The sequence below is a fragment of the Gordonia tangerina genome, from assembly GCF_021556435.1.
In the GTDB taxonomy this organism is placed as follows: Bacteria; Actinomycetota; Actinomycetes; order Mycobacteriales; family Mycobacteriaceae; genus Gordonia; species Gordonia tangerina.
Map to the genome: position 1 here is coordinate 126,395 of NZ_JAKGCU010000001.1, position 20,598 is coordinate 146,992.

At 65.6% G+C, this 20,598-nt stretch carries 19 protein-coding genes, 1 tRNA gene and 1 pseudogene; 15 read left to right on the top strand and 6 right to left on the bottom strand.

Translation table 11 applies throughout. The features are described 5' to 3' along the window. Positions 1–46: 46 nt before the first annotated feature. Positions 47–1,285, bottom strand: coding sequence for an FHA domain-containing protein (locus L1892_RS00560; RefSeq protein WP_235721504.1), 1,239 nt, complete (start codon positions 1,283–1,285; stop codon positions 47–49). A 464-nt stretch (positions 1,286–1,749) separates the two neighbouring features. Between L1892_RS00560 and L1892_RS00565 the strand changes: the two genes are divergently transcribed. Then, positions 1,750–1,835: transfer RNA gene (locus L1892_RS00565), tRNA-Leu, on the top strand. Between the two features lie 274 nt (positions 1,836–2,109). Here the strand turns inward: L1892_RS00565 and L1892_RS00570 are convergent. After that, positions 2,110–2,382 (bottom strand): cytochrome P450, encoded by a 273-nt coding sequence (locus tag L1892_RS00570; protein ID WP_235721981.1) that lies wholly within the window; start codon positions 2,380–2,382, stop codon positions 2,110–2,112. A 92-nt stretch (positions 2,383–2,474) separates the two neighbouring features. After that, positions 2,475–3,275: pseudogene (locus L1892_RS00575) on the bottom strand (cytochrome P450); the annotation flags it as partial. 172 nt (positions 3,276–3,447) lie between these two features. Here L1892_RS00575 and L1892_RS00580 point away from each other — a divergent pair. Beyond that, the gene (locus tag L1892_RS00580; RefSeq protein ID WP_235721505.1) at positions 3,448–4,155 is read left to right on the top strand and encodes a hypothetical protein; all 708 of its coding nucleotides are present in this window, start codon (positions 3,448–3,450) and stop codon (positions 4,153–4,155) included. A 121-nt stretch (positions 4,156–4,276) separates the two neighbouring features. On the opposite strand, the gene L1892_RS00585 is transcribed toward L1892_RS00580, so the two are convergent. Further along, a complete protein-coding gene (locus L1892_RS00585; protein ID WP_235721506.1) occupies positions 4,277–4,555 on the bottom strand; it encodes a sortase family protein in 279 nt (92 codons plus the stop codon). Between the two features lie 44 nt (positions 4,556–4,599). On the opposite strand from L1892_RS00585, the gene L1892_RS00590 reads away from it, so the two are divergent. From L1892_RS00590 to L1892_RS00605, 4 genes are all read left to right on the top strand, one after another. Further along, the gene (locus tag L1892_RS00590) at positions 4,600–5,433 is read left to right on the top strand and encodes an SDR family NAD(P)-dependent oxidoreductase (RefSeq protein WP_235721507.1); all 834 of its coding nucleotides are present in this window, start codon (positions 4,600–4,602) and stop codon (positions 5,431–5,433) included. 1,020 nt (positions 5,434–6,453) lie between these two features. After that, on the top strand, positions 6,454–7,278 hold the full coding sequence (locus L1892_RS00595; protein WP_235721508.1) for an SDR family oxidoreductase: 825 nt from the start codon (positions 6,454–6,456) through the stop codon (positions 7,276–7,278). Between the two features lie 50 nt (positions 7,279–7,328). Then, complete coding sequence (locus tag L1892_RS00600) at positions 7,329–8,597, top strand: acyl-CoA dehydrogenase family protein (protein ID WP_235721509.1); 1,269 nt, start codon at positions 7,329–7,331, stop codon at positions 8,595–8,597. Next, positions 8,594–9,202 carry a TetR/AcrR family transcriptional regulator gene (locus tag L1892_RS00605; protein ID WP_235721510.1) on the top strand — a complete coding sequence of 203 codons (609 nt, stop codon included), beginning with the start codon at positions 8,594–8,596 and terminating at the stop codon, positions 9,200–9,202. The genes L1892_RS00600 and L1892_RS00605 overlap by 4 nt, the downstream gene beginning before the upstream one ends. A 315-nt stretch (positions 9,203–9,517) precedes the next feature. On the opposite strand, the gene L1892_RS00610 is transcribed toward L1892_RS00605, so the two are convergent. After that, complete coding sequence (locus L1892_RS00610) at positions 9,518–10,477, bottom strand: phosphotriesterase family protein (protein ID WP_235721511.1); 960 nt, start codon at positions 10,475–10,477, stop codon at positions 9,518–9,520. 125 nt (positions 10,478–10,602) lie between these two features. Between L1892_RS00610 and L1892_RS00615 the strand changes: the two genes are divergently transcribed. The 3 genes from L1892_RS00615 to L1892_RS00625 are packed head-to-tail and all read left to right on the top strand — an operon-like array spanning position 10,603 to position 13,339. Further along, on the top strand, positions 10,603–11,940 hold the full coding sequence (locus L1892_RS00615; RefSeq protein WP_235721512.1) for a sulfatase family protein: 1,338 nt from the start codon (positions 10,603–10,605) through the stop codon (positions 11,938–11,940). A 53-nt stretch (positions 11,941–11,993) separates the two neighbouring features. Beyond that, on the top strand, positions 11,994–12,698 hold the full coding sequence (locus tag L1892_RS00620) for a hypothetical protein (RefSeq protein ID WP_235721513.1): 705 nt from the start codon (positions 11,994–11,996) through the stop codon (positions 12,696–12,698). A gap of 56 nt (positions 12,699–12,754) precedes the next feature. Further along, positions 12,755–13,339 carry a histidine phosphatase family protein gene (locus L1892_RS00625; RefSeq protein WP_235721514.1) on the top strand — a complete coding sequence of 195 codons (585 nt, stop codon included), beginning with the start codon at positions 12,755–12,757 and terminating at the stop codon, positions 13,337–13,339. Between the two features lie 93 nt (positions 13,340–13,432). Here L1892_RS00625 and L1892_RS00630 read toward each other — a convergent pair whose 3' ends face one another. Continuing rightward, positions 13,433–14,071 (bottom strand): TetR/AcrR family transcriptional regulator, encoded by a 639-nt coding sequence (locus L1892_RS00630; protein ID WP_235721515.1) that lies wholly within the window; start codon positions 14,069–14,071, stop codon positions 13,433–13,435. A gap of 105 nt (positions 14,072–14,176) precedes the next feature. On the opposite strand from L1892_RS00630, the gene L1892_RS00635 reads away from it, so the two are divergent. The 6 genes from L1892_RS00635 to L1892_RS00660 all read left to right on the top strand — a co-directional run bounded on the left by L1892_RS00635 (position 14,177) and on the right by L1892_RS00660 (position 20,596). Continuing rightward, complete coding sequence (locus L1892_RS00635) at positions 14,177–15,589, top strand: NAD(P)/FAD-dependent oxidoreductase (RefSeq protein ID WP_235721516.1); 1,413 nt, start codon at positions 14,177–14,179, stop codon at positions 15,587–15,589. 773 nt (positions 15,590–16,362) lie between these two features. Then, positions 16,363–16,887, top strand: coding sequence for an MSMEG_0572/Sll0783 family nitrogen starvation response protein (locus L1892_RS00640; RefSeq protein WP_235721517.1), 525 nt, complete (start codon positions 16,363–16,365; stop codon positions 16,885–16,887). 20 nt (positions 16,888–16,907) lie between these two features. Next, positions 16,908–17,807 (top strand): carbon-nitrogen hydrolase family protein, encoded by a 900-nt coding sequence (locus tag L1892_RS00645; RefSeq protein WP_235721518.1) that lies wholly within the window; start codon positions 16,908–16,910, stop codon positions 17,805–17,807. After that, a complete protein-coding gene (locus L1892_RS00650; RefSeq protein WP_235721519.1) occupies positions 17,800–18,108 on the top strand; it encodes an MSMEG_0570 family nitrogen starvation response protein in 309 nt (102 codons plus the stop codon). The genes L1892_RS00645 and L1892_RS00650 overlap by 8 nt, the downstream gene beginning before the upstream one ends. Beyond that, positions 18,105–19,382 (top strand): MSMEG_0569 family flavin-dependent oxidoreductase, encoded by a 1,278-nt coding sequence (locus L1892_RS00655; protein WP_235721520.1) that lies wholly within the window; start codon positions 18,105–18,107, stop codon positions 19,380–19,382. Before L1892_RS00650 ends, L1892_RS00655 begins: the two co-directional genes overlap by 4 nt. Before the next feature lie 158 nt (positions 19,383–19,540). Beyond that, on the top strand, positions 19,541–20,596 hold the full coding sequence (locus L1892_RS00660; RefSeq protein ID WP_235721521.1) for an MSMEG_0568 family radical SAM protein: 1,056 nt from the start codon (positions 19,541–19,543) through the stop codon (positions 20,594–20,596). Positions 20,597–20,598 lie beyond the last annotated feature (2 nt).

Here is a 20,598-nt window from a genome sequence, read left to right on the forward strand (position 1 = left end):
ATCAACGCCCGGTCGCCTGGTGAGCGACCGGGTGAATGCGTGGTGACTACTGGAACCGGACAGTGATGTCGGAGTGGCCCACGCGGATACGGTCACCGTCGGCGAGTTCCCAGCTGCTGACCTGCAGGTCGTTGACGGTGGTGCCGTTGGTGGAGTTCAGATCCGTCAGCATCGCCACGGAGCCGTCCCAGCGGATCTCCACATGCCGGCGCGACACGCCGGTGTCGGGCAGCCGGAACTGGGCGTCCTGGCCGCGCCCGATGATGTTGGAGCCCTCCCGCAGCTGGAAGGTGCGGTTGCTGCCGTCCTCGAGAAGCAGGGTGATCGCCGCGGGCGCGTACCCCGGCCGGCCGTAGCCCTGGTCGTAACCGCCCTGGCCGTAGCCGTAGGCGGGCTGACCGTAGCCCTGCTGCTGGTAGTCACCCGGCTGGTAGTCGTAGGCCTGCTGGTAGCCACCCTGGTCGTAACCGCCCTGCTGGTAGCCCTGCTCGTAGCCGGGCTGGGCGTAGGCCTGGTCGGCATAGCTCTGGCCGTAGTTCTGGTCGGCGTAGGCCTGGTCGTAGCCGCCCTGCTGGGCGTAGGCCGGGTCGTAACCCTGCTGATAGCCCTGGTCATATCCGGGCTGTCCGTAGCCCTGCTGTGCGTATCCCTGGTCGGCGTAGCCCTGCTGGCCGTAGCCCTGGGGATAGCCGCCGGCCTGCTGGTAGTCGTAGCCACCCTGCTGGCCACCCTGGTCATACGCCGGGTCGGTCCCCCTGCGCTGGTCATATCCGGGGTTGTTGGTCATCTGTGGGGCTCCTACTTGTCGATGTGCACTTTCGGGGTGCTGCTCTGCCTGGGGTGCGTGCGGCGCCGACGGTGCCTGCGCTGCGGGTGGATCTTGTCGGCCGGGCGACATCGGTCTGGGTCGGGCATCCGGATTCACCGATCCGTGGGCACGGAAGATACCGGTATGCAATGACGGGGACTCGTCGAACTCTACGACGACCCGGCCGTAGGTTTGCCAGCCGTTGTCGGAGATGAAGTTCTCGAGGTGCTTGGAGAAGGTCTTGCGGTTCAGTTCGTACTCGGCCGCCACGTGCTTGAAGTCGGTGGAACTGAGCTGCAATCGATAGCTGTTGGGGGCCAGGATCGCGCCGTCACCGAGATCGCGCAGACCCTCCTGCGCCTCGCGCTGTAGTCCGTTCTCGATCTCCTGCGGTGCGACCTGGCCGCCGAAGACACGCGCGAAGCTGTCGTCGACCGCGCCCTCCAGCTTGCGTTCGATACGCTGCAAAATACCCACCGGCGACCCTCCCTTCGCGGCTTGCTGCACACGGTCGTGGCGTGTCGCCGTGCGTATGGCCTTGATAGATGATACCGATTCTGACCATTTAGCCTGGGTCGACGTCAATGCAGCAACGTTCGCAACATCAGCAACAGCGACGTCGTGGTGTTCACCCTACCTGCCACACCGTCGCTGACCAGCGCATACGGGTGTATTTCCGATCACGAACCGATACATCCACGTCCACAAACCCCGTCGAGTGGGCGCCATGTCCCGTCGACTGGGCGCTGTTTTTCGTTGAGTGGGTACGCGGCGGCGAGCTCGCGAGCGGTCGTCGGTCCCTGAGGAGCGAGCTTGCGAGTGACACGAAGGGCGCCCCGTCGACTGGGCGCTGGTTTCCGTCGGCTGGGTCCTCACGCGACGCGTTTTGCTTCCGCCCCGTACCCCTTGCTATCGTTCTCGGGTCTCACGCAGACAGCCACGGGCGAGTGGCGGAATGGCAGACGCGCTGGCTTCAGGTGCCAGTGTCCTTCGGGACGTGGGGGTTCAAGTCCCCCTTCGCCCACCATGAGCGGGAAACCGCAAGTAAGAATACGAAGCCGCAGTTCCTTGGGACTGCGGCTTTGTCCTTGGCTGTGCCCCACCGGTCCGAGACGGCCAAAGGGCGGACCAGACCGCCGAACGTGACAAGCGTGCTCCAAGCGCTGCTCGTGCGTCGGGTGAACGACTCGAACAGCAGAATCCGCCCCGGCACATTGCCCGAGAAGAACTGCAGCGCTTACGCTTCGACGCCAACGTTGCACGCGGCCGAACAGAGGCCAGGTCAAACCGCGTACTTCCCGTCACCGCCGCCGCGTCGCGACGATGGTGAACGGCTCGGGTCGCAGCGTGGCCCGTTCACGCATGGACAGTTGCGTGGCGGGGTCCGCCAGGTGCAGCCGGAACCGCGAGATGAGCGCAGCGATGAGCAACGTCGTCTCGTGCAACGCGAATTGGCGGCCGATACACGAGCGCGGGCCGGTTCCCCATGGCGCGAAGTACTTGTCCGAGCTGGCGGTGAGCCGCTCGCCGACGAACCGGTCGGCCCGGAAGGTGTCGGCGTCGTCGCCCCACACCTCCGGGTCCCGTTGCGCGGCAAGGGATAGGACACCTGATCGCGCACGTTGTCCAGCGGCAGGCTGGCACCGGTCTCGAGGTCGGGAGTGCTCAGCATGAGCCCGAGCAGGTCGGTGGTGTCGATGTCGCCCGCCCGCTGCCTGTCCTCGATGATGGTTTCCACGTATCGGCGGGCGGTCGCGACGTCGCGGTGGCGGCCGGGGGCACTGAGCATCTCTCGGATCGGGCCGATGATGGGTAGATCGTTGGTCGACTCGCTCGCCCAGGTGAGTGCACGGCCGAGCGCCTCGAGGAACTCCTCGGTCCCGGTCACCGCTTGACCGGTGTCGCCCAGCAAGCCCATCCGTTGGGAGAACCCGGCTCGGCCGATCACTTCGAGAGTGGCGGCGGTCATGTCCTGATGCACATCGACCGTAGGTTCCTTCTCCCATTGGGCCGACAGGTCGGCTGCGACGCTGGCCATCGCATCGTGATAGGTCCGCATCGCAGTCTGGGAGAAACCCGGTGTGAGGATGCGCCGGGCCTGACCCCACAGCGGGTCCTTCGTCTTCGCGGTGAACAGGCCGGCGCCGGCCACCTCCCGCAGCTTTGCCAGAGGCCCGACGAGTGCTCGGCCCCAGTTCCGTTCGTCGAGGGTCTGATTGGCGAGTTTCGCGCCGCCGACCACGATCAGCCGCTCACCCAGCAGCAGGCGTTGAAAGATCGGTCCCAGTTCGCGGGTCAATTCGGTCTCGTGCTGGGTGGGCTTGTGGCGATCGACCGAGGTCACGTCGCCGAGGACGGGGATGCGGCCGGCAGGGTGTGGCAGTTCGCTCAGCGGCTGTGGCGTCACGACAGCACAGTGTCCCAGAGAGCCGCGAACTGCGCCGTACCGTGCCGTCACGATCTTCACTCGCGCTAGACCGCGTGATAGAGCAATCTCCCGGAACCCGACAATTCCGAATAATCGTAGTGATCGGAACTGTCCGTGAATTCATCCTTTTAAGCGAACTCGCCACAGCCGACAATTGATACGCTGGCCCACGGATATGCCAATGAAGCCAATCCATGGAGGTACCTTTCCGATGCGTCGATTTGTCCGCACCGCGACGGTGGCCAGCGCACTGGGGGCGGCCGCAATGATTTCTCCGGCAGTCGCGACGGCAGCACCCGACACCGGCAGCCTCGGGTCGAATCAATGCGCACAGATCTCGGCCGAGAACCAGACCAACGGTTGGGGCAACACCGCGCCCGACGAGCAGGGGCAGGCCGGCACCTACTCGGCGACCAACGTCATCGACACGGACGGATCGTTGGAGCTGAAGACCGACGCGGCGAACAAGCGCAAAGCGTCCTATCACTCGGCCGGCGGAGTAAAGCTCTCCGACATCCTGGGTAAGCCGCTCACCTTTGAGAGCAAGGGCGGCAACGCCAACTGGCAGATCCGTTCCACCGGCGCCGACACCGGCGAAGGCAATGGATTCGTCACCTTTGTGTGGAGCACGAACGCCGAGGATGCAGGCCAGCGCAATGCGACCACTTCCGATCAGTGGTGGGCCACCCGCGACCTGGGTGACAACTTCCCCCGCGGCACACGTGGCACGCTGCAGGAACTGTCGGATGCGGCGGGCGCGAACACTGTCGTCGACGACTACGGCATCTCGAGCCAGCCCTCCTCCGTGCCGGACACGGTGTACGTCGACAATGTGACATTCAACGGATGCACCACGAATTTCGCCAAGACCGCACCCACCACCGGATTCGGATCTTTGGAGGACATCCTGCCGTTCTGATGCACTGACGGTTTCCACGGAATACGCAAAGAATGCGGGCCCTCGACACCGGGCCCGCATTCGTTTCGCAGATGTGTCGGATTTTTCCTTTTACCGAAATATGTCGCTCCTCACGCTCGTCCTATCGGCGACGCATAGACGAGATAAGCGTCGTCGGTGGGCTGCCCGTTACGACAAAGCAGGTCACCAGGATCAGTCGCCCGGGCACGGCCTGCCACACCTCGTCGTATCGGGTGAGATTCCACTTCTCGTAGGTTGTGGTCGCATCGACACGGTACGTGCGTGCGCCGGCGGTGGTGTCGAGCCTGATCTGCGCGCCGGGCTGCACCTGCTGCAGCGGCGCGAAGACCCCGTCGCCGCTGTGGATGGCCTGGTCGGCGAGGTAGGCGGTGTCGGCCAAGATTTCTGCGCGCTACCGTCGGGGAGGTCGTCGAAAGGACAGCAATGCCGTCGTTCTCCGCAGGCCTGCTCGACCTGGTCCAAAGGCGGACGCTGCTGCCCGGTCGAGTGGAGCGGACCCTGACCGGGCCGGGCCGCGATGTCGCCGGCCTCACCGTGGTGGTGACCGGGGCGTCGGCCGGGATCGGGAGGGCCACCACACAGTTGCTCGCGCAACGTGGTGCGCGGGTGATCGCGGTGGCACGCCGCGAGCACGAACTACAGACCCTGTCCGACGAGACGGGAGCGGCGTATCTCGTCTGCGACCTGTCCGATGAGTCCGCGATCGTCGATCTGCTCGCTCAGCTCGCCGATCGGAACGTGGACGTACTGGTGAACAACGCCGGGCACTCGATTCGCCGCTCCATCATGGACTCGACCGACCGCCTGCACGACTACCAGCGGACGATGCAGCTCAACTACTTTGCCGCGGTCCAGCTGAGTCTGGGATTGCTGCCCGGCATGGTCGCCCGTGGCCGCGGGCAGCTGGTGAACGTGTGTACGTGGGCGTTGATGGCCAACACGTTTCCCCGGTTCTCCGCGTATGCGGGGTCCAAGAATGCGCTCGCGATCTTCGGACGCAGCCTCAACGCCGAGCGCCCACACCCGAACGTGCGCGCGACAAATGTGCACTTCCCGCTGGTGCGGACCGAGATGATCTCCCCGACCGCCGAATACGACGTCACCGCGTTGACGGTTGACGACGCGGCGCGCTGGACTCTGCGGGCGGTGACCCATCAACCCGGCGCGGTCGCGCCCGCGGCATTGCGGGCACTCCTACCGGCGATCGACTACGTCGCCCCGACGGTCGCCGACCGGGCGATCGCTGCAGTGACCTGACTGCGCCGGCCGGCGGTCTCGACGATCACCAGAGGAAGTTGCCGACGGCGCTGAGAATGCCGTACACGAGATCGGCGATCAGACTGAACATGGCGCACCTCCCTCCGGTGACCTGGGATTACCCGCGTAAGTGTAATCTAGATCACAGCATGGAGCGATGGGCATGCTTTGGTCGGACGACCCCCTGACCGGGGGTGCCCGAGGGAGCGGGGAGATGGCGAAACGCCCGGACTCACCACCGTTGCGAATACCCCGCCCGAGAACCTTCGGAGTGAAAAAGGCAAGTCTTCACCCCGAGCGGTTTCGGAGGTGTACTCAGAAATGAGTACGGGATTGATCAGTGAAAAGAGAGTACAGGGGGGGAACGACTCTCGTTTGCGTTGATCATCACGCAATGTCGGTGAGGCCGGGCGTTCGTACTACCCAATCCAGGCTCAGTAGAACTGGCCGAGGAAGGCGAGGGCAGCTCCGATGAAATCGTTGAGGATGTCGAACAGCATGGTTGTCACCTCCTTTCCACACGTAACGGACACGGACACCAACGACCGTGAGAACCAAAGGGGGCCTGGATCTCTCGGCCGAAGCTCGGGGGGTCTGGCAGATCTCGTGGGATCGCCGCGGGCTTGACGATCCTCTGGTCTGCGTTTCGGTGACGCTCAGTGATTCGTTACAACCACCGAAGAATTTATCCTCACGAACACCATATACCGAAGTGTACGGATGACCCAGTCGGGTGTCACCTAAATCTTGGTTCTCCCCCAGCAAAGTCTCAGTTAACCCCGGTAATGTGAATCTGTTCTTTTCCCAACGGTAGTTGAGAATTCTCAACGGAAGTTGTGAAAACACATTGTTCCTGATTGTTGAACATCGTCGATGTCATTTCCCTCTGCGCTGGTGAACAGCGGTGTGGCACCTGAACGGCACTTGAACCTGAACGCAACTTCAAGTAGGTTCCGAGCCGAACCCGACGCGACCGGGTGATGCCACTCGGCCGCAACCGTCCACGACGAGGATGTGGTGATGGAGCTCGACGGCAAGGTGGCCATCGTGACCGGAGGCGCCGGCGGTATCGGCGCAGCACTGGCCGAGGCACTCGTGGCGCGCAACGTACGGGTGGTGATCACCGACCTGGCGGCCGATGGACTCGACTCCGTCGCAGCGACGCTGTCGGAGTCCGCCCCCGGGTCGATCGCCACCATCGCCGGTGACGCCGCCTCCCCTGAGCACATCGAGGCCACCATCGCCCTCGCCGAATCAGAGTTCGGGCCGGTGGATCTCTACTTCGCCAACGCGGGAATCAGTGGTGCTCCCGGGCTCGAGGTGACCGACGACGAGTGGGCGCAGGTCATCGACGTCAACCTGATGGGCCACATCCGGGCGGCCCGGCGGCTCGTCCCCGGATGGGTGGAGCGCGGTGCCGGCTATTTCGTGTCGACCGCGTCGGCGGCCGGCCTGCTCACCCAACTCGGATCGGCCACCTATTCGGTGACCAAACACGCTGCGGTGGGTTTCGCGGAGTGGCTCAACGTCACCTACGGCGATCGTGGCGTGCGGGCGAGCTGCCTGTGTCCGATGGGTGTCGATACCAAGCTATTGCGCCCCGACGACATCCCGGCCGACGACGGCGCGGTACTCATGCAACGAGCGGTGGAGACCGCCGGGCGGGTGCTGACCACCACCGAGGTCGCCGACGTGGTGATCGACGCCCTCGGCGATGAGCGCTTCCTGATCCTGCCGCATCCCGAGGTACTCGAGATGTATCGGCACAAGGGCGCCGACTACGACAGATGGCTGCGCGGCATGCGCCGTTACCAGCAGGGTCTGGTCGACTCCGCGAAACCGTGAACCGGCGCCTCGGCCGGCCAGAGCTGAACCCCTCGACAAAGGAGAATCCGATGGATCTGTTCACTCCCTCCGAACGTGCGGAGAAGTATCGCGCGCAGCTGCTCGAATTCATGGACGCCCACATCTATCCGAACGAGGCGGTCTACGCCCAGCAGATGGCCGAGTCCGACAACCCGCACGCAACACCGGAGATCCTGCTCGAGCTCAAACAGAAGGCCAAGGACGCCGGGTTGTGGAACCTCTTCCACCCGCATCCGGAGTGGGGACCGGGCCTGACCAACCTTGAGTACGCGCCGCTGGCCGAGATCATGGGACACGTGGGCTTCGCGTCGGAGGTGTTCAACTGCAACGCCCCCGACACCGGCAACATCGAGGTGCTGACCTTGTTCGGCACCGACGAGCACAAGAAGCGCTACCTCAAGCCGCTCTTGGACGGCGAGATCGCGTCGGCGTTCGCCATGACCGAACCCGACGTCGCGAGCTCGGATGCCACCAACGTGGAGATGTCCATGGTGCGCGATGGTGACGAGTATGTACTCAACGGGCGTAAGTGGTTCGCGTCCAACGTGATGCGTCCCGACTGCAAGGTGCTGATCGTCATGGGCAAGACCGACCCGAGCGCCGCGACGCATCGACAGCAGTCGATGATGGTGGTGCCCACCGACGCACCCGGACTGACCATTGTGCGGAACCTGCCGGTCTTCGGTTACGTCGACCGCGAAGGCCACGGCGAACTGATCTTCGACAACGTGCGCGTTCCGGCCGCCGACGTGCTCAAAGGTGAGGGCGAGGGATTCGCGATCAGCCAGGCCCGCCTCGGTCCCGGTCGCATCCACCACTGCATGCGCACCATCGGGGTCGCCGAACGTGCACTCGAGGCGATGTGCGCGCGGGCGTCACAGCGGGTGACCTTCGGCAAGCCCATCGCCGAGCGCGCCAACATCCAGGACTGGATTGCCGAGGCGCGCATCGACATCGAGATGGTTCGTCTGTTGACGCTCAAGGCCGCCTACATGATGGACACCGTCGGCAACAAGGCCGCCGCCACCGAGATCGCGGCCATCAAGGTGGCCGCGCCGAACATCGCCCTGAAGATCATCGACCGCGCGATTCAGGTGCACGGCGGTGGCGGGGTCACCGACGACTTCCCGCTGGCCATGGCCTACGCACACATTCGCACGCTGCGGCTGGCCGACGGCCCCGATGAGGTGCACAAGCGCGCCATCGCCCGGCGTGAGCTGCGTCCGTACCGCGACGCGGCGGCCGCAGCGAAGGAGACCGTGGCGGGTGTGTCGGATCAGGCGCTCGTATCGCGATGACCGTGCGGCCGCTCACCGCGCGCGGTGAACGTACCCGGGCGGCGTTGATCGTCGCAGCCCGAACGGTTTTTGAGCGAGACGGGTTCGCCGACGCCCGCCTCACCGACATCACGGTGGAGGCGGGCTGCGCGACCGGCTCGTTCTACACCTACTTCGACTCGAAGGAGGACATCCTCGACGCGGTGCTCGCCGCTGCCCAAGAGGAGATCCTGCATCCCGGGATGCCCCATGGCGAACCGGACTCCGATGATCCGATCGCGACCATCGAAGCGGCCAACCGCGCCTACTTCCAGGCATATCGACGCAACGCCAAGCTCATGATGGTGCGCGAACAGGTGGCCGGGATCAGTCCGGACTTCCGGCAGAAACGGGTTGAGCGCGGCCAGGTGTTCATCGAACGCAACGCCCGCGGCATCCGCGAACTCCAGGAGGCCGGCCTCGCCGACGCCGACCTGGACCCCTTGCAGGCCGCGCGGGCGCTATCGGGGATGGTGTCACGGATGGCATATCAGAGTCTGGGCGTCGGCGGCGCCGACGACATCGAGGACCTGGTCTTCACCGCAACACTCTTGTGGGCCAACGCCCTCGGCCTCACCCGCAAGTAGCTTTCGAACCCCTCGGTGGTCGACCTCAGTCGGCGTCGCCTTTCGTCGGTGGTCGAGTACCGTCCGGGCCGTTCTGTCGGCGTCGTCCCAAATCGGTGGTCGAGTAGCATCCGAGCCGCTAGGCGAGGGTGCGTATCGAGACCACGCAGGCTGACATGCTGTGTGTGGGTGGTGATCTCGATACGCGCACTCACTTCGTTCGTGGGCTACTCGATCACCGAGGGAGCGCGCACTCACTGCGTTCGTGGGCTACTCGATCACCGAGGGTACGCGCACTCACTGCGTTCGTGGGCTACTCGATCACCGGTATGGCCCTCACTCAAAGTACCGCCGCGGCACGTCGACGAGCATCGTCTGGATGTCCTTGTCGCTCACACCCCGCTCGCGCAGCGCCGGCAGCACGTCCTCACTGATGTGCCGATAGTTCCACTTGGGCACCGCCTCGCGCTTGGCCTCCGGCGAGAACCAGTCGATGAAACAGGCGGCGTCGTGCGCCAGGCCCATCCGGTCGGCATAACCACGTTCGCACAGGGTGGCCACCGTGTTGACGCGCTCCTCGAACGGCAGCAGCACATCCAGTCCGAAACGATCCATGCCCAGAATCGAGCCGGCGTCGGCGAGCTGCATCAGATAGTCCAAATTCGTCGAGTCGCCGGAGTGGCCGATGACGACCTTCGTCAGGTCGACGCCCTCCTCCTTGAGCACCTGCTGCGCCACCAGCCCCGACTGGGTGTGCGGGTTGGTGTGCACGGTGATGGGCGCCCCGGTCTGCACGTGGGCTTGTCCGACGGCGCGCATGGCTCGCTCCACCCCGGGCGTCAGACCCTGCTCCTCGATGGCGCATTTGAGGAATGCCGCCTTCACCCCGGTGTCGGCGATTCCCTCGGTCAGGTCCTTGACGAAGAACGTGACCAGCGGTTCGGCAACGTCGAACAGCAGGCCTGGACCGGTGTAATGGAACTGGAACGGGATGTCGTTGTAGGTGTACAAACCGGTCGCGACCACGAGCTTCAGGTCGGTCTGCTCGGCAATGCGCTGGATTCGCGGAATGTAGCGGCCCAACCCGAGCACCGTCGGATCCAGGATGGTGTCCATCCCCAATCCCTTGAGTTCCGTCAGGTCGCGCACTGCCTCGGCGATCTTCTCGTCCTCGTCCCAATCATCTTGGTAGTTCTGCCGATACTCCTCGCCGAGGACAAAGACGTGCTCGTGGATGAGGACATTGCCGAGGTCAGCGGAATCGACGGGTCCGGTGACGGTGTTGACGGTGCTCATGTGGCTCCTTTGCGCAGGCGGGCGGCCGAATCGTGTGGTCTGGGTCACTCTCTCCGGACTGTATTTGAGGGTGACTTCAACTTCAAGAGCGGCTTGATCACCCTCATGCGCGCATCATGGAAGTCATGTCCACTGCGCAATCCCTCGGCGTCTCTGCTGCGGATGCCCGCAGCAGCGAGACCCCGCGCGAGAACGTCTTGATGATCCACTGGCACGACCTCGGCCGGCACCTCGGGTGCTACGGGGCCGCCGGGGTGAACAGTCCCCATCTGGACGGGTTGGCGGCCAACGGAATTCGATTCACGGCTGCGCACGCCACCGCGCCACTCTGCTCGCCGGCGCGTGGATCACTGTTCACCGGCTGTTACCCGCACAGCACCGGGCTCATCGGCCTCGCGCACCACGGTTTCGAGTACCGCGACGGGGTGCGCACCCTGCCGTTCCTGCTGTCGCAGGTGGGCTACCGAACGGTGCTGATCGGGATGCAGCACGAGAGTGCCGACGCCACCACCCTCGGCTTCGACACCGTCGACGACTCCGACACCCGTGGCGACGTGGTGAGCGACCGCGCAGCCGAGTGGCTCACCGAACACGTGCGCGTGTCCGACGAGCGGCCGTTCTTCCTCACCGCGGGCTTCTTCGAAGCCCACCGTCCATACCCCGAGGACCGGTATCCGCCCGCGGACCCGACATCGATCACCGTCCCCGACTTCCTGCCTGACACCGATGATGTCCGCGCCGACCTCGCGGGCCTGCACGGCACCATCGCGACCGCCGACGCTGCGGTGGGACGACTGCTCGCCGCGGTCGCCGACCTCGGGCTCGACGAGACCACCTGGATCGTCTTCGTCACCGACCACGGACTTGCCTTCCCGCGCGCGAAATCCACTCTGTACGAAACGGGTACGGGAATCGCGCTGATCATCCGCCCGCCGCGCCGCCGCGACCTGCTGCCCCGCAGCCATGACGGACTGATGTCGGGCGTCGACCTGGTACCGACGGTGCTGGACCTGTTGTCGGTGCCGGTCCCCGACGATGTCGACGGCCTGTCGCATGCCGAAGCGATCGTTGGCGATACTGAAACACCATGCAGAACCGAGGTTTTCACCGAGAAGACCTACCACGACGCATTCGATCCGATCCGCGCGGTACGCACCAGAGACTTCTCCTACATCGAGAACTACGCCATACGGCCCACTCTGCAGCTGCCGCGCGACATCGCCGAGAGCCGCTCGGCCCGTTCGATAGACCAGGCGGCCGCCCAGAAGCCGCGACCGCCGCGCGAGCTGTACGACCTCACTGCCGATCCCGGGGAACTGCACAACCTCGTCGACGATCCCGCACACCGCGAGACACAGCGCATCCTGGCAGAGACCCTGGCACAGTGGCGAGAACGCACCGGCGACACCATCCCCGAAGAGGCCGAGGGCGACGCCATCGCCGAACGCTTCACCGACCGATAGATCAGATCGGCTACCCTGCCCTTCGGGGTTCGTTCGATCAGGGGGTGGAATCAGTGCGCACATCACTATTTCGGGTGACGGCGATATCGGTGTCGGCGGTCGCCGCGATCGGTGTTACGGGATGCGGGGATTCGGGTTCGCAACCGGACACCGGCGAGTCGGCCGAGCAGTCGGCGTCGGCAGAGGTCAACGCGCTGTTGCTGACCACCGATGAGCTTCCGGCCGGATTCCGCACCATGCCCATCCCGGCCGGGCAGGTGGCGCAGGCCGCCAACAGCGTTCTCGATGTGGCCAAGGGTGCCACTATCAGTCCCGCCGAGTGTGCGGCGACCGGTACCGCCGACGACTCCGGGATGGTGATGTTGATGGCCGTCTCCGGTTCCACCACGGTCACCGAGACGGTGACGCCCGGTGGCGGGGGCTCGCTCGACGACGTCCGCGCCTCGCGCACCGGACAATGCGCGAGCGTGACGGCGACCATCGGCAACGGAGGTGGCGCAGCCGAATCGAGAATCACCAACGACCCCATCGACCTTTCCGACACCGCCGTCGACGACGTGTTCGCGGTAGAGCAGACCAGTACGTCGACCTTCAACGGCCGTGAGGTTGCCTCCACCACCCTGCTGGCCTGGGCGTCGGTCGGCGATTACGCAGTGACGGTGAGCTCGGCGGGCGCCGTCGCCGACGATCCGGACGTGAACACCTTCCGGCAGGCGGTGACCTCCGCGATCGACAAGGTGGCGGCGGCGAGCCGGTGACGGGTAACCAAGCCCCCGACGTCGCGCCGGCGTCGACGATGCGATGAACTGAACCCATGGAGCTGCTGCTGATCCGTCACGCCAAACCGTTTCGGCTGTCCGATCCGGCGGGGGCCGACCCCGATCTGATGCCAGAGGGCGAGGACCAGGCGAAGCTGCTGGCGAAGGCGATGGCCGCCGGACGCTACGGCCAGGTGGATGCGGTGGTCAGCAGCCCGATGCGGCGGGCGGCGCAGACCGCATCGGTCACCGCGGCAGCGCTGTCGCATGAGATCTCCTTCGACGACCGACTCGTCGAACTCGATCACGGGTGGACGACGTACGGAGTCGTGCACACCTACACCGACCGCGCGACCCTCCTCACAGACATGAACGCCGGTCGCCTGGGAGACAACAGCTTCGACCTCGACGATTTCCGCAGTCGCGTTGTCGACGGGATCGAATCTCTGATCGTCGACGACGAGCGGACCGTCGCTGTGGTCTGTCACGGCGGGGTGATCAACGCCTACCTTTCGCACATCATCGGCGCCGAGCGCATGTTCTTCACCGAACCCTTCTACACTTCGGTGTCGCGGGTGATCGCGCTGCCGGGCGGCTACCGCCAGGTGATGTCGCTCAACGAAACCGACCACCTGCGGTAGGTGCCGGGAGCGCCGTATCCGCCAGCGGTGCCAGCGGATCGTCGCGTCAATTATTGTTCCGGGACCTCGCTGTAACCGCCGCTGTATCGGCGGTCAGTCGGGCCCGGCGGTGATGGTCAGCCAGATGGTGCGGGACAGCGCGGCGACCACCCGATCGTCGTCGGAGACGTCGCTGTCTGCGGAGATGATGTGCTGGGCGATGCTGCGTTCCACCATCCAGGTCACCGCTGCCACCGACTCGGCGGTCACCACGGCGTCGACGCGGCCCTGCGTCTGCCAGCGCGCCACCCGATCGGCGGCGAAGTCGATGAACTCGTGGGTGCGTCCGAACCAGAACTCGGCGACTTCGGTGTCGTAGGCGGCGGCCTCGCCCAGCGCGCGCATCAACGGCCAGTGCTTGCGGAACTCCGCGAACATCTCGGCGATGGCCCGCTGCACCCCGGCCACCCCGGCATCGAGCGAGGCGTCGTCAGCGAACCACGACGTCGGGGCCGCAAAGAATTCCTTCGACGCGATCTCCGCGACCTCGATCAACACCTGACTCTTGTTCGGGAAGTATTGATAGAAGTTGGTGCGCGACATGCCCGATCGCTCGGCGATCCGTTGCACCGGTAGCTCGGTGAAGCGTTCTCCGGCGCCGAGCAGATCTTCCACGGCGCCGAGCACCCGATCGGTGACCTCGGCCCGACGCTGCAGCGTCTGCCCCGTGTGCGCCCGCGTCACCGACCCCATGCGCCTGATGCTACGCCACCCTTGACACCCGGGTTGTGCAGGCATAACGTCAGCCTGACACTGTGTCGGACTGCATGTCGGGGGCCGGCCGGGAGGAGCGAGGTCATGAGCTCAACCGTCGAGCAGTTCGACGCGGTGATCGTCGGGGCCCGCATCGCCGGATCGGCCACCGCGATCACGCTGGCCGAACGGGGATTGCGGGTCCTCGCGATCGATTCCGCGCGATTCCCGTCGGACACCCTGTCCACCCATCTGTTGTGGCCGACCACCATGGCCGAGATCCAGACGCTGGGCGCGCTCCCGGCGGTCGAGGCGATCGGTGCGCCCAGGATGCCGATGGCCGAGGCCATCCTCGACGATATCGGCTGGCGCACCACATACTCGCCGGTCGCCGGCATCGACTACGCAATGTGTTTGAGGCGCACCCACCTCGACCACGTCCTCCTCCAGACGGCCAGGGACGCGGGCGCCGATATCCGTGAGCAGTGCACGGCCACCGAACTCATTCGGGTCGACGGGCGGGTGGCAGGCCTGAGTTACACCGACGACGATGACACAACTCACGAGATCCACGCGCCCATCGTGATCGGCGCGGACGGACGCAAGAGTTTCGTCGCCCGTCAGGTCGGAGCGCAGACGCCGACACTTCTCGCGCCCAGCGGACGCGCCTGCTACTACGCGTACTGGTCCGACGACCGTGACGACCTGCGCCACATCGCATCCCAATGGCGAGTCGATCGGCTGCTGGGAACCGCGTTCCCCTGCGACGGTGGCGATCTGCTGTGCCTGCTGCAACCGCCGGTGGACATGATCCCGCAGTTCCGGGGACGCAAGGCTTATGACGCCTATCTGGAGGGAGTGGCGGCGTTGCCGGGGCTGGCGGCCAGGCTGTCCGGGTGTGAACTGACCTCGCGGGTTCGGGCCGGCGTCGGGATCGAGTCCTACTTCCGCCGCTCGAGCGGTCCTGGCTGGGCGTTGCCCGGCGACGCCGGCCACTTCAAGGACCCGGTGACCGCACAGGGCATCCGTGACGGACTGCGCTACGGCCGCCTTCTGGGTGAGGCGATCTCGCCGGTGCTCGGTGCACGAACCGGTGTGGATGCGGCGGAGCTCGACCGCGCGACCGCCGGGTGGGCGGCGCAACGTGACCGCGACTGCATCGACGTGTTCCAGTGGACCAACTTCCTGGCCTCGGGACTGCCGCCGTCGCCGCTGGAGTACGAGCTGTACCGGCGAGCGCAGCGACAGCCCGACTACGCTGCCGTGCTCAGCGACATCTACAACCGTGTGCAGCCGCCGGCGGCCATGATGTCGCCGTCGACGATGGCCAGTGCCGTGGTCAAGGCAGTGCGTAGGCCGGGGGTGCCGACCCGCGAGGTGGTTTCGGATCTACGTTTCCAGCAGCAACGCCTGGTGTCCGGATGGCGGGAGAAGCGACGTTTTCTGCGCGCCGAACCCGACGGAGGTCGGCTGCTCGGCGACGACCTCCCCGCCGAGCAGATACCGGTCACCGTCTGATCGGCCATCGCCAGCAACCTCCCAGCGGGCGTCGAAGGTTTCACCAGCCCTGGCCCGCATTCTCAATGGTGTCAACGAGATCCACCCCGGATCGCACACCGACGAGAAAGGCCGACGATGCCCACTCCGCATAAGACCACCAACAAGAACAAGGCCCCGCAGACCCCCGCCCGCCGCCGCCGTCGCGTGCGTCACTGGGACCAGCGCACCCGTCGCTGGCTCTGGATCTGGCAGTGACCTGCGGCCGCCGCTAGCTTCGGGCTTCGCCCTCCCCCGCAACCCCGTCGTGGACGCCACGGCGGGGTTGCCGCCGTCGCCACCCCTTCGGCGGTCGAGTAGTCCGAGCCGCCTACCTGTTGGTCGAGTGGTGCGGAGCGGCCCCTTCGGTGGTCGAGTGGTGCGCAGCCGCCCCCTTCGGTGGCTGAGTGGTGCGCAGCCGCTCCCTTCGGTGATTGAGTGGTGCGCAGCCGCTCCCTTCGGTGGTTGAGTGGTGCGCAGCCGCCCCCTTCGGTGGTCGAGTAGATCCGAGCCGCTAGGCGAGGAACGTATCGAGACCACACAGCCGCACAGCGGGCCATGTTAACGAAACCCGTGCCGCAATTATTCTCCCGGTAACCACCACGCAATAGATCGGGCGTGAACTGAATGTCGTAGCCGCCCGACGGCTACAACCCCGATCTCCGGATCGAATCCTCTTGCGAGGCAGCGTCGCCTCGACTTCCGCTAACCGGGTCGACGGCCGTGAACCGTCGTGCCTCATTCTAGGAGACTCCGTGCCTACTTTCGACGAGACCATCACCGACAACATCGCCACGTCACTCGGTGAGATCCCGCACCCCTCGCTGCCGAAGGGTTCCAACATCTACGGTGGCACCAAGATCTTCCCCGACTACCAGGCCGAGGACGGCGAGACCTACTTCACCCTCGTGCACGGCATCGCCCACGAATCGTCGGTGTCGTTCGTCGCGGTTCTGCAGGCCACCCGCGCACTGCGCAAGGGTTTTGAATCTGCCATCTACTTCTACGGGCCCGGCGCCATCAATTGCCTTGCCACCCGAGGCTTTCCGAAGACCGGTGACTCCGGCTTCCCGGGTGAGCAGAACATCAACGACTCGCTGGCAACCTTCATCTCCGAGGGTGGCACCGTGTTCTGCTGCCGCTTCGGTCTGGCCCTGCACGGTGGCCGCGAGGAGGATCTCATCGAAGGCGTGATTCCTGCCCATCCACTCGATGTCCAGGACGCGATCATCCACTACGCGCGCAAGGGCGCGATCATCAACTCCACCTACATGGTGTGACCGAGCCCGAGGCAAACCTCATGACCACCATCGCCGCGGTCGCGGCCAATTTCACCCGCGACCTCGAACAGAACTACGCAACCATCGCCGACTACGTGGTGCAGGCCCGCGAGCGGGGCGTCGACTTCCTGGTCTTCCCCGAAGCGGCCATCGGCGGCTACCTCTCGTCACTCGGCAATCACGGTGACACCGTCAAGAACGCCAATCGGTCGCTGCCGCCGGCGATCAGCCTGGATGGGCCGGAAATCCAACGCGTGCAATCGATCATCGGTGACATGGTGATCGCCATCGGCTTCTGCGAGATCGCCGACGACGGGGAGACCCGCTACAACGCGGCGGCTGTGCTCGACGGCTCGCAGATCTACGGCAGTTATCGCAAGGTGCATCAGCCGCTGGGTGAGAACATGTCGTATTCGTCGGGAACCGACTACGGCGTATTCGACACCCCGGTCGGACGGGTCGGACTTCAGATCTGTTATGACAAAGCGTTTCCCGAAGCCGCGCGGGTGATGGCACTCAACGGGGCCGAGATCATCGCGAGCCTGTCGGCGTGGCCTGCTGCCCGCACGGCCACCGCCGAGAATCTGCAGGACGACCGGTGGACCTACCGGTTCAACCTGTTCGACACCGCGCGTGCCCTCGACAACCAGGTGTTCTGGATCGCGTCCAACCAATCCGGAACCTTTGGCTCGCTGCGCTACGTCGGCAACGCGAAGATCGTCGATCCCGGTGGCAATATTCTCGACACCACCCTGCTCGGCAGCGGCATGGCCGTGGCCGACGTCGACATCGCCGGAACCTTCACCGCCATGCGTGGCGGCATGTTCCACCTGCGGGATCGTCGGCCCGACGCCTACGGCGTACTCACCGAACTCGACGCGACCGGAACCGCACCTTGGCGGGATCTGTCGCATGCCTGAGATGACGTTCACCGTCCGCTGGCCGGACGGCCAAGTGCAGCAATGCTATTCGCCGAGCCTGGTGATGCACGACCACCTTGTCGTCGGGCAACATTATACGGTCGACGAGTTCACCAGCCGCGCCACCACGGCACTCGGTGAGGCCGCCGAGCGGGTGCGGGCGAAGTTCGGTTTCGCCTGTACGTCGGCCGCCGCCTCCGCCGACGACATCATCCGAACCGCGCAACACCACGAACCAGACGCCTCCGTCGAAGTCGTCCGCATGTACCCGCCCCTGCCCATTCCACTGGAGACATCATGAGCGCTCCCGCTCATCACCCCGTCGTGATCATCGGCGCCGGCCAGGCCGGACTCTCGGTCAGCTGGTACCTCGGTAACGCCGGCATCGACCACCTTGTCGTCGAAGCAGAGACCCCCACCCACGCCTGGGCCGACTCACGCTGGGACAACTTCACTCTCGTCACCCCCAACTGGCATTGTCGACTACCCGGCTACACCTACGACGGCCCTGACCCGGACGGCTTCATGACCCGCGACGAGGTGGTCGATTGGCTCGCGGGCTGGCTCGACACCTTCGATCCGCCGGTACGCACCCACACCAGGGTCACCCGGCTGCGCCGGCCCGGCCATAGCGGCTTCGAACTCACCCTGGCCGGCTCCGACGGTGTGGAACTGGTGACCTGTGACCAGGTGGTGATCGCCACCGGCGGCTACCCACTGCCGGTCATCCCGCCCTACGCGTCGTCACTCGACCAGTCGATCACCCAGATCCACTCCGAGCAGTACTTCAATTCCGAGCAGCTCCCCGACGGTGCGGTGCTCGTCGTCGGCTCCGGCCAGTCCGGGGCGCAGATCGCCGAAGACCTGCACCTGGCCGGCCGGCAGGTACACCTGGCCATCGGCAACGCGCCGCGCGTGGCCCGCTTCTACCGGGGCCGCGACTGCATGACCTGGCTCGCCGACATGGGACTCTACGACACACCCGCCCAAGAGTATCCGGGAGGCAAAGCCGCGCAGGAGAAAACGAATCATTACGTGACCGGCCGCGACGGGGGTCGGGATGTGGATCTGCGCCAGTTCGCCGCCGAGGGCATGCAGCTTTACGGCACCCTGACCGACGGCAAGGACACAGCGCTGCGGTTCGCCCCGACTCTGACCACAGCCCTGGACAAGGCCGATTCCGTCTACAACTCCATCTGCGCCGACATCGACCGCCACATCGAAGCCGCCGGCATCGACGCCCCACCACCGACTCGCTACGAACCGGTGTGGACACCCGAGGCCGATCCCACCGAGCTCGACCTCACCGATGCCGGCATCACCAGCATCGTGTGGGCCATCGGGTTTCGACCCGACTACCGGTGGATCGAGGTCAGCGCGTTCGACGGCGGCGGTCGGCCCATGCAGACCCGCGGCGTCACCCAGGTGCCCGGTCTGAGCTTCATCGGTCTGCCGTGGATGCACACCTGGGGTTCGGGCCGGTTCCTGGGCATCGAGCGCGACGCCCGACATGTCGCCGACACCATCATCGACGGCCTGCGCGCCACTGCTCCGCGCCTTGCCGCTGTCCGGTAGGCAGGCTATCCGATGGCACGCCAACCGATCTCTCACCTACCTGACCGCACAAGTCTGGCCCATCGACCACTCCGCAACGACGCGGGCAAGATCCGCCGGCGGTCGCTGACCGGCTGCAGCCCGGAACTGGCGACCCTGCACGTGAACGGAGTACCCACATGACCGTGTCCACCCGAGTCGACCTCGCCCTGCTCGGTATCCGCGGCACCCCGCCGGTCAATCGCACCGGCGGCGCCGGACCGTCCGACGACGGTCACTTGCTGATCGATGGCCTCAACGCTGCGATACCACGAAACCCGAACAGTCCATTCATCTTCGACGGCGACCGCGTTCTATTCGACGGTGTCGACGCGGGTGTCGAGGTGGCGACGATCGGGCGGCCCCGCTTCTACGATCTCACCACCGACGACGGGGTGCCGTATGAGCAGATCGCCAAACTGCACGGCGCCGACGTGCTGGCCACCACCGTGGTACAGACCTGCATCCGCTACGCAGAAGACCAGCGCTGCCGCTTCTGCTCTATCGAGGAATCGCTGCGGTCCGGGGCGACAGTGGCGGTGAAGAAACCCGAGCAGCTCGCCGACGTGGCCCGCGCCGCCGTCGAACTCGACGGGATCACCCAGATGGTGATGACCACCGGGACGTCGAACGGTAAGGACCGCGGCGCCAAGCATCTCGCGCGCTGCGTGCGGGCGGTGAAGGCGGCCGTGCCGGATCTCCCCATCCAGGTGCAGTGTGAACCGCCCGCCGACCTCGTCACCATCACCGACCTCCGGGACGCCGGCGCCGACGCGATCGGCATCCACGTCGAATCCCTCGACGACGACGTACGCCGACGCTGGATGCCCGGCAAGGCGACGGTGTCCCTGGACGATTACCGCGCCGCTTGGGCCGAGGCGGTGCGGGTGTTCGGCCGCAACCAGGTGTCCACGTACCTGCTCGTCGGTCTGGGCGATAACCCCGACGAGATGATCGCCGGCGCCAAAGAACTCGCCGACACCGGCGTCTACCCGTTCATCGTGCCGTTCCGGCCGCACGCAGGCACCCTCGCGGTGGACGTGGACCATGCTGCCGGGCCCGACCCAGCCATCGTCGAGAAGATCAGTCGCGAGGTCGCCGTGCACCTGCAGTGGATCGGGATGACCGGCTCCGAGCAACGTGCCGGCTGTGCCGCCTGCGGGGCCTGCGGCGTCCTGCAGAACGTGGGAGGCTGACC

Excerpts from the sequence above, each read along its gene's own strand:
- L1892_RS00655 (WP_235721520.1), top strand. The coding sequence starts at position 18,105 with ATGAGCGCTCCCGCTCATCACCCCGTCGTGATCATCGGCGCCGGCCAG.
- L1892_RS00615 (WP_235721512.1), top strand. The coding sequence starts at position 10,603 with ATGTCCACTGCGCAATCCCTCGGCGTCTCTGCTGCGGATGCCCGCAGC.
- L1892_RS00625 (WP_235721514.1), top strand. The coding sequence starts at position 12,755 with ATGGAGCTGCTGCTGATCCGTCACGCCAAACCGTTTCGGCTGTCCGAT.
- L1892_RS00580 (WP_235721505.1), top strand. The coding sequence starts at position 3,448 with ATGCGTCGATTTGTCCGCACCGCGACGGTGGCCAGCGCACTGGGGGCG.
- L1892_RS00650 (WP_235721519.1), top strand. The coding sequence starts at position 17,800 with ATGCCTGAGATGACGTTCACCGTCCGCTGGCCGGACGGCCAAGTGCAG.
- L1892_RS00600 (WP_235721509.1), top strand. The coding sequence starts at position 7,329 with ATGGATCTGTTCACTCCCTCCGAACGTGCGGAGAAGTATCGCGCGCAG.
- L1892_RS00605 (WP_235721510.1), top strand. The coding sequence starts at position 8,594 with ATGACCGTGCGGCCGCTCACCGCGCGCGGTGAACGTACCCGGGCGGCG.
- L1892_RS00630 (WP_235721515.1), bottom strand. The coding sequence starts at position 14,071 with ATGGGGTCGGTGACGCGGGCGCACACGGGGCAGACGCTGCAGCGTCGG.
- L1892_RS00595 (WP_235721508.1), top strand. The coding sequence starts at position 6,454 with ATGGAGCTCGACGGCAAGGTGGCCATCGTGACCGGAGGCGCCGGCGGT.
- L1892_RS00590 (WP_235721507.1), top strand. The coding sequence starts at position 4,600 with ATGCCGTCGTTCTCCGCAGGCCTGCTCGACCTGGTCCAAAGGCGGACG.
- L1892_RS00610 (WP_235721511.1), bottom strand. The coding sequence starts at position 10,477 with ATGAGCACCGTCAACACCGTCACCGGACCCGTCGATTCCGCTGACCTC.
- L1892_RS00645 (WP_235721518.1), top strand. The coding sequence starts at position 16,908 with ATGACCACCATCGCCGCGGTCGCGGCCAATTTCACCCGCGACCTCGAA.
- L1892_RS00635 (WP_235721516.1), top strand. The coding sequence starts at position 14,177 with ATGAGCTCAACCGTCGAGCAGTTCGACGCGGTGATCGTCGGGGCCCGC.
- L1892_RS00660 (WP_235721521.1), top strand. The coding sequence starts at position 19,541 with ATGACCGTGTCCACCCGAGTCGACCTCGCCCTGCTCGGTATCCGCGGC.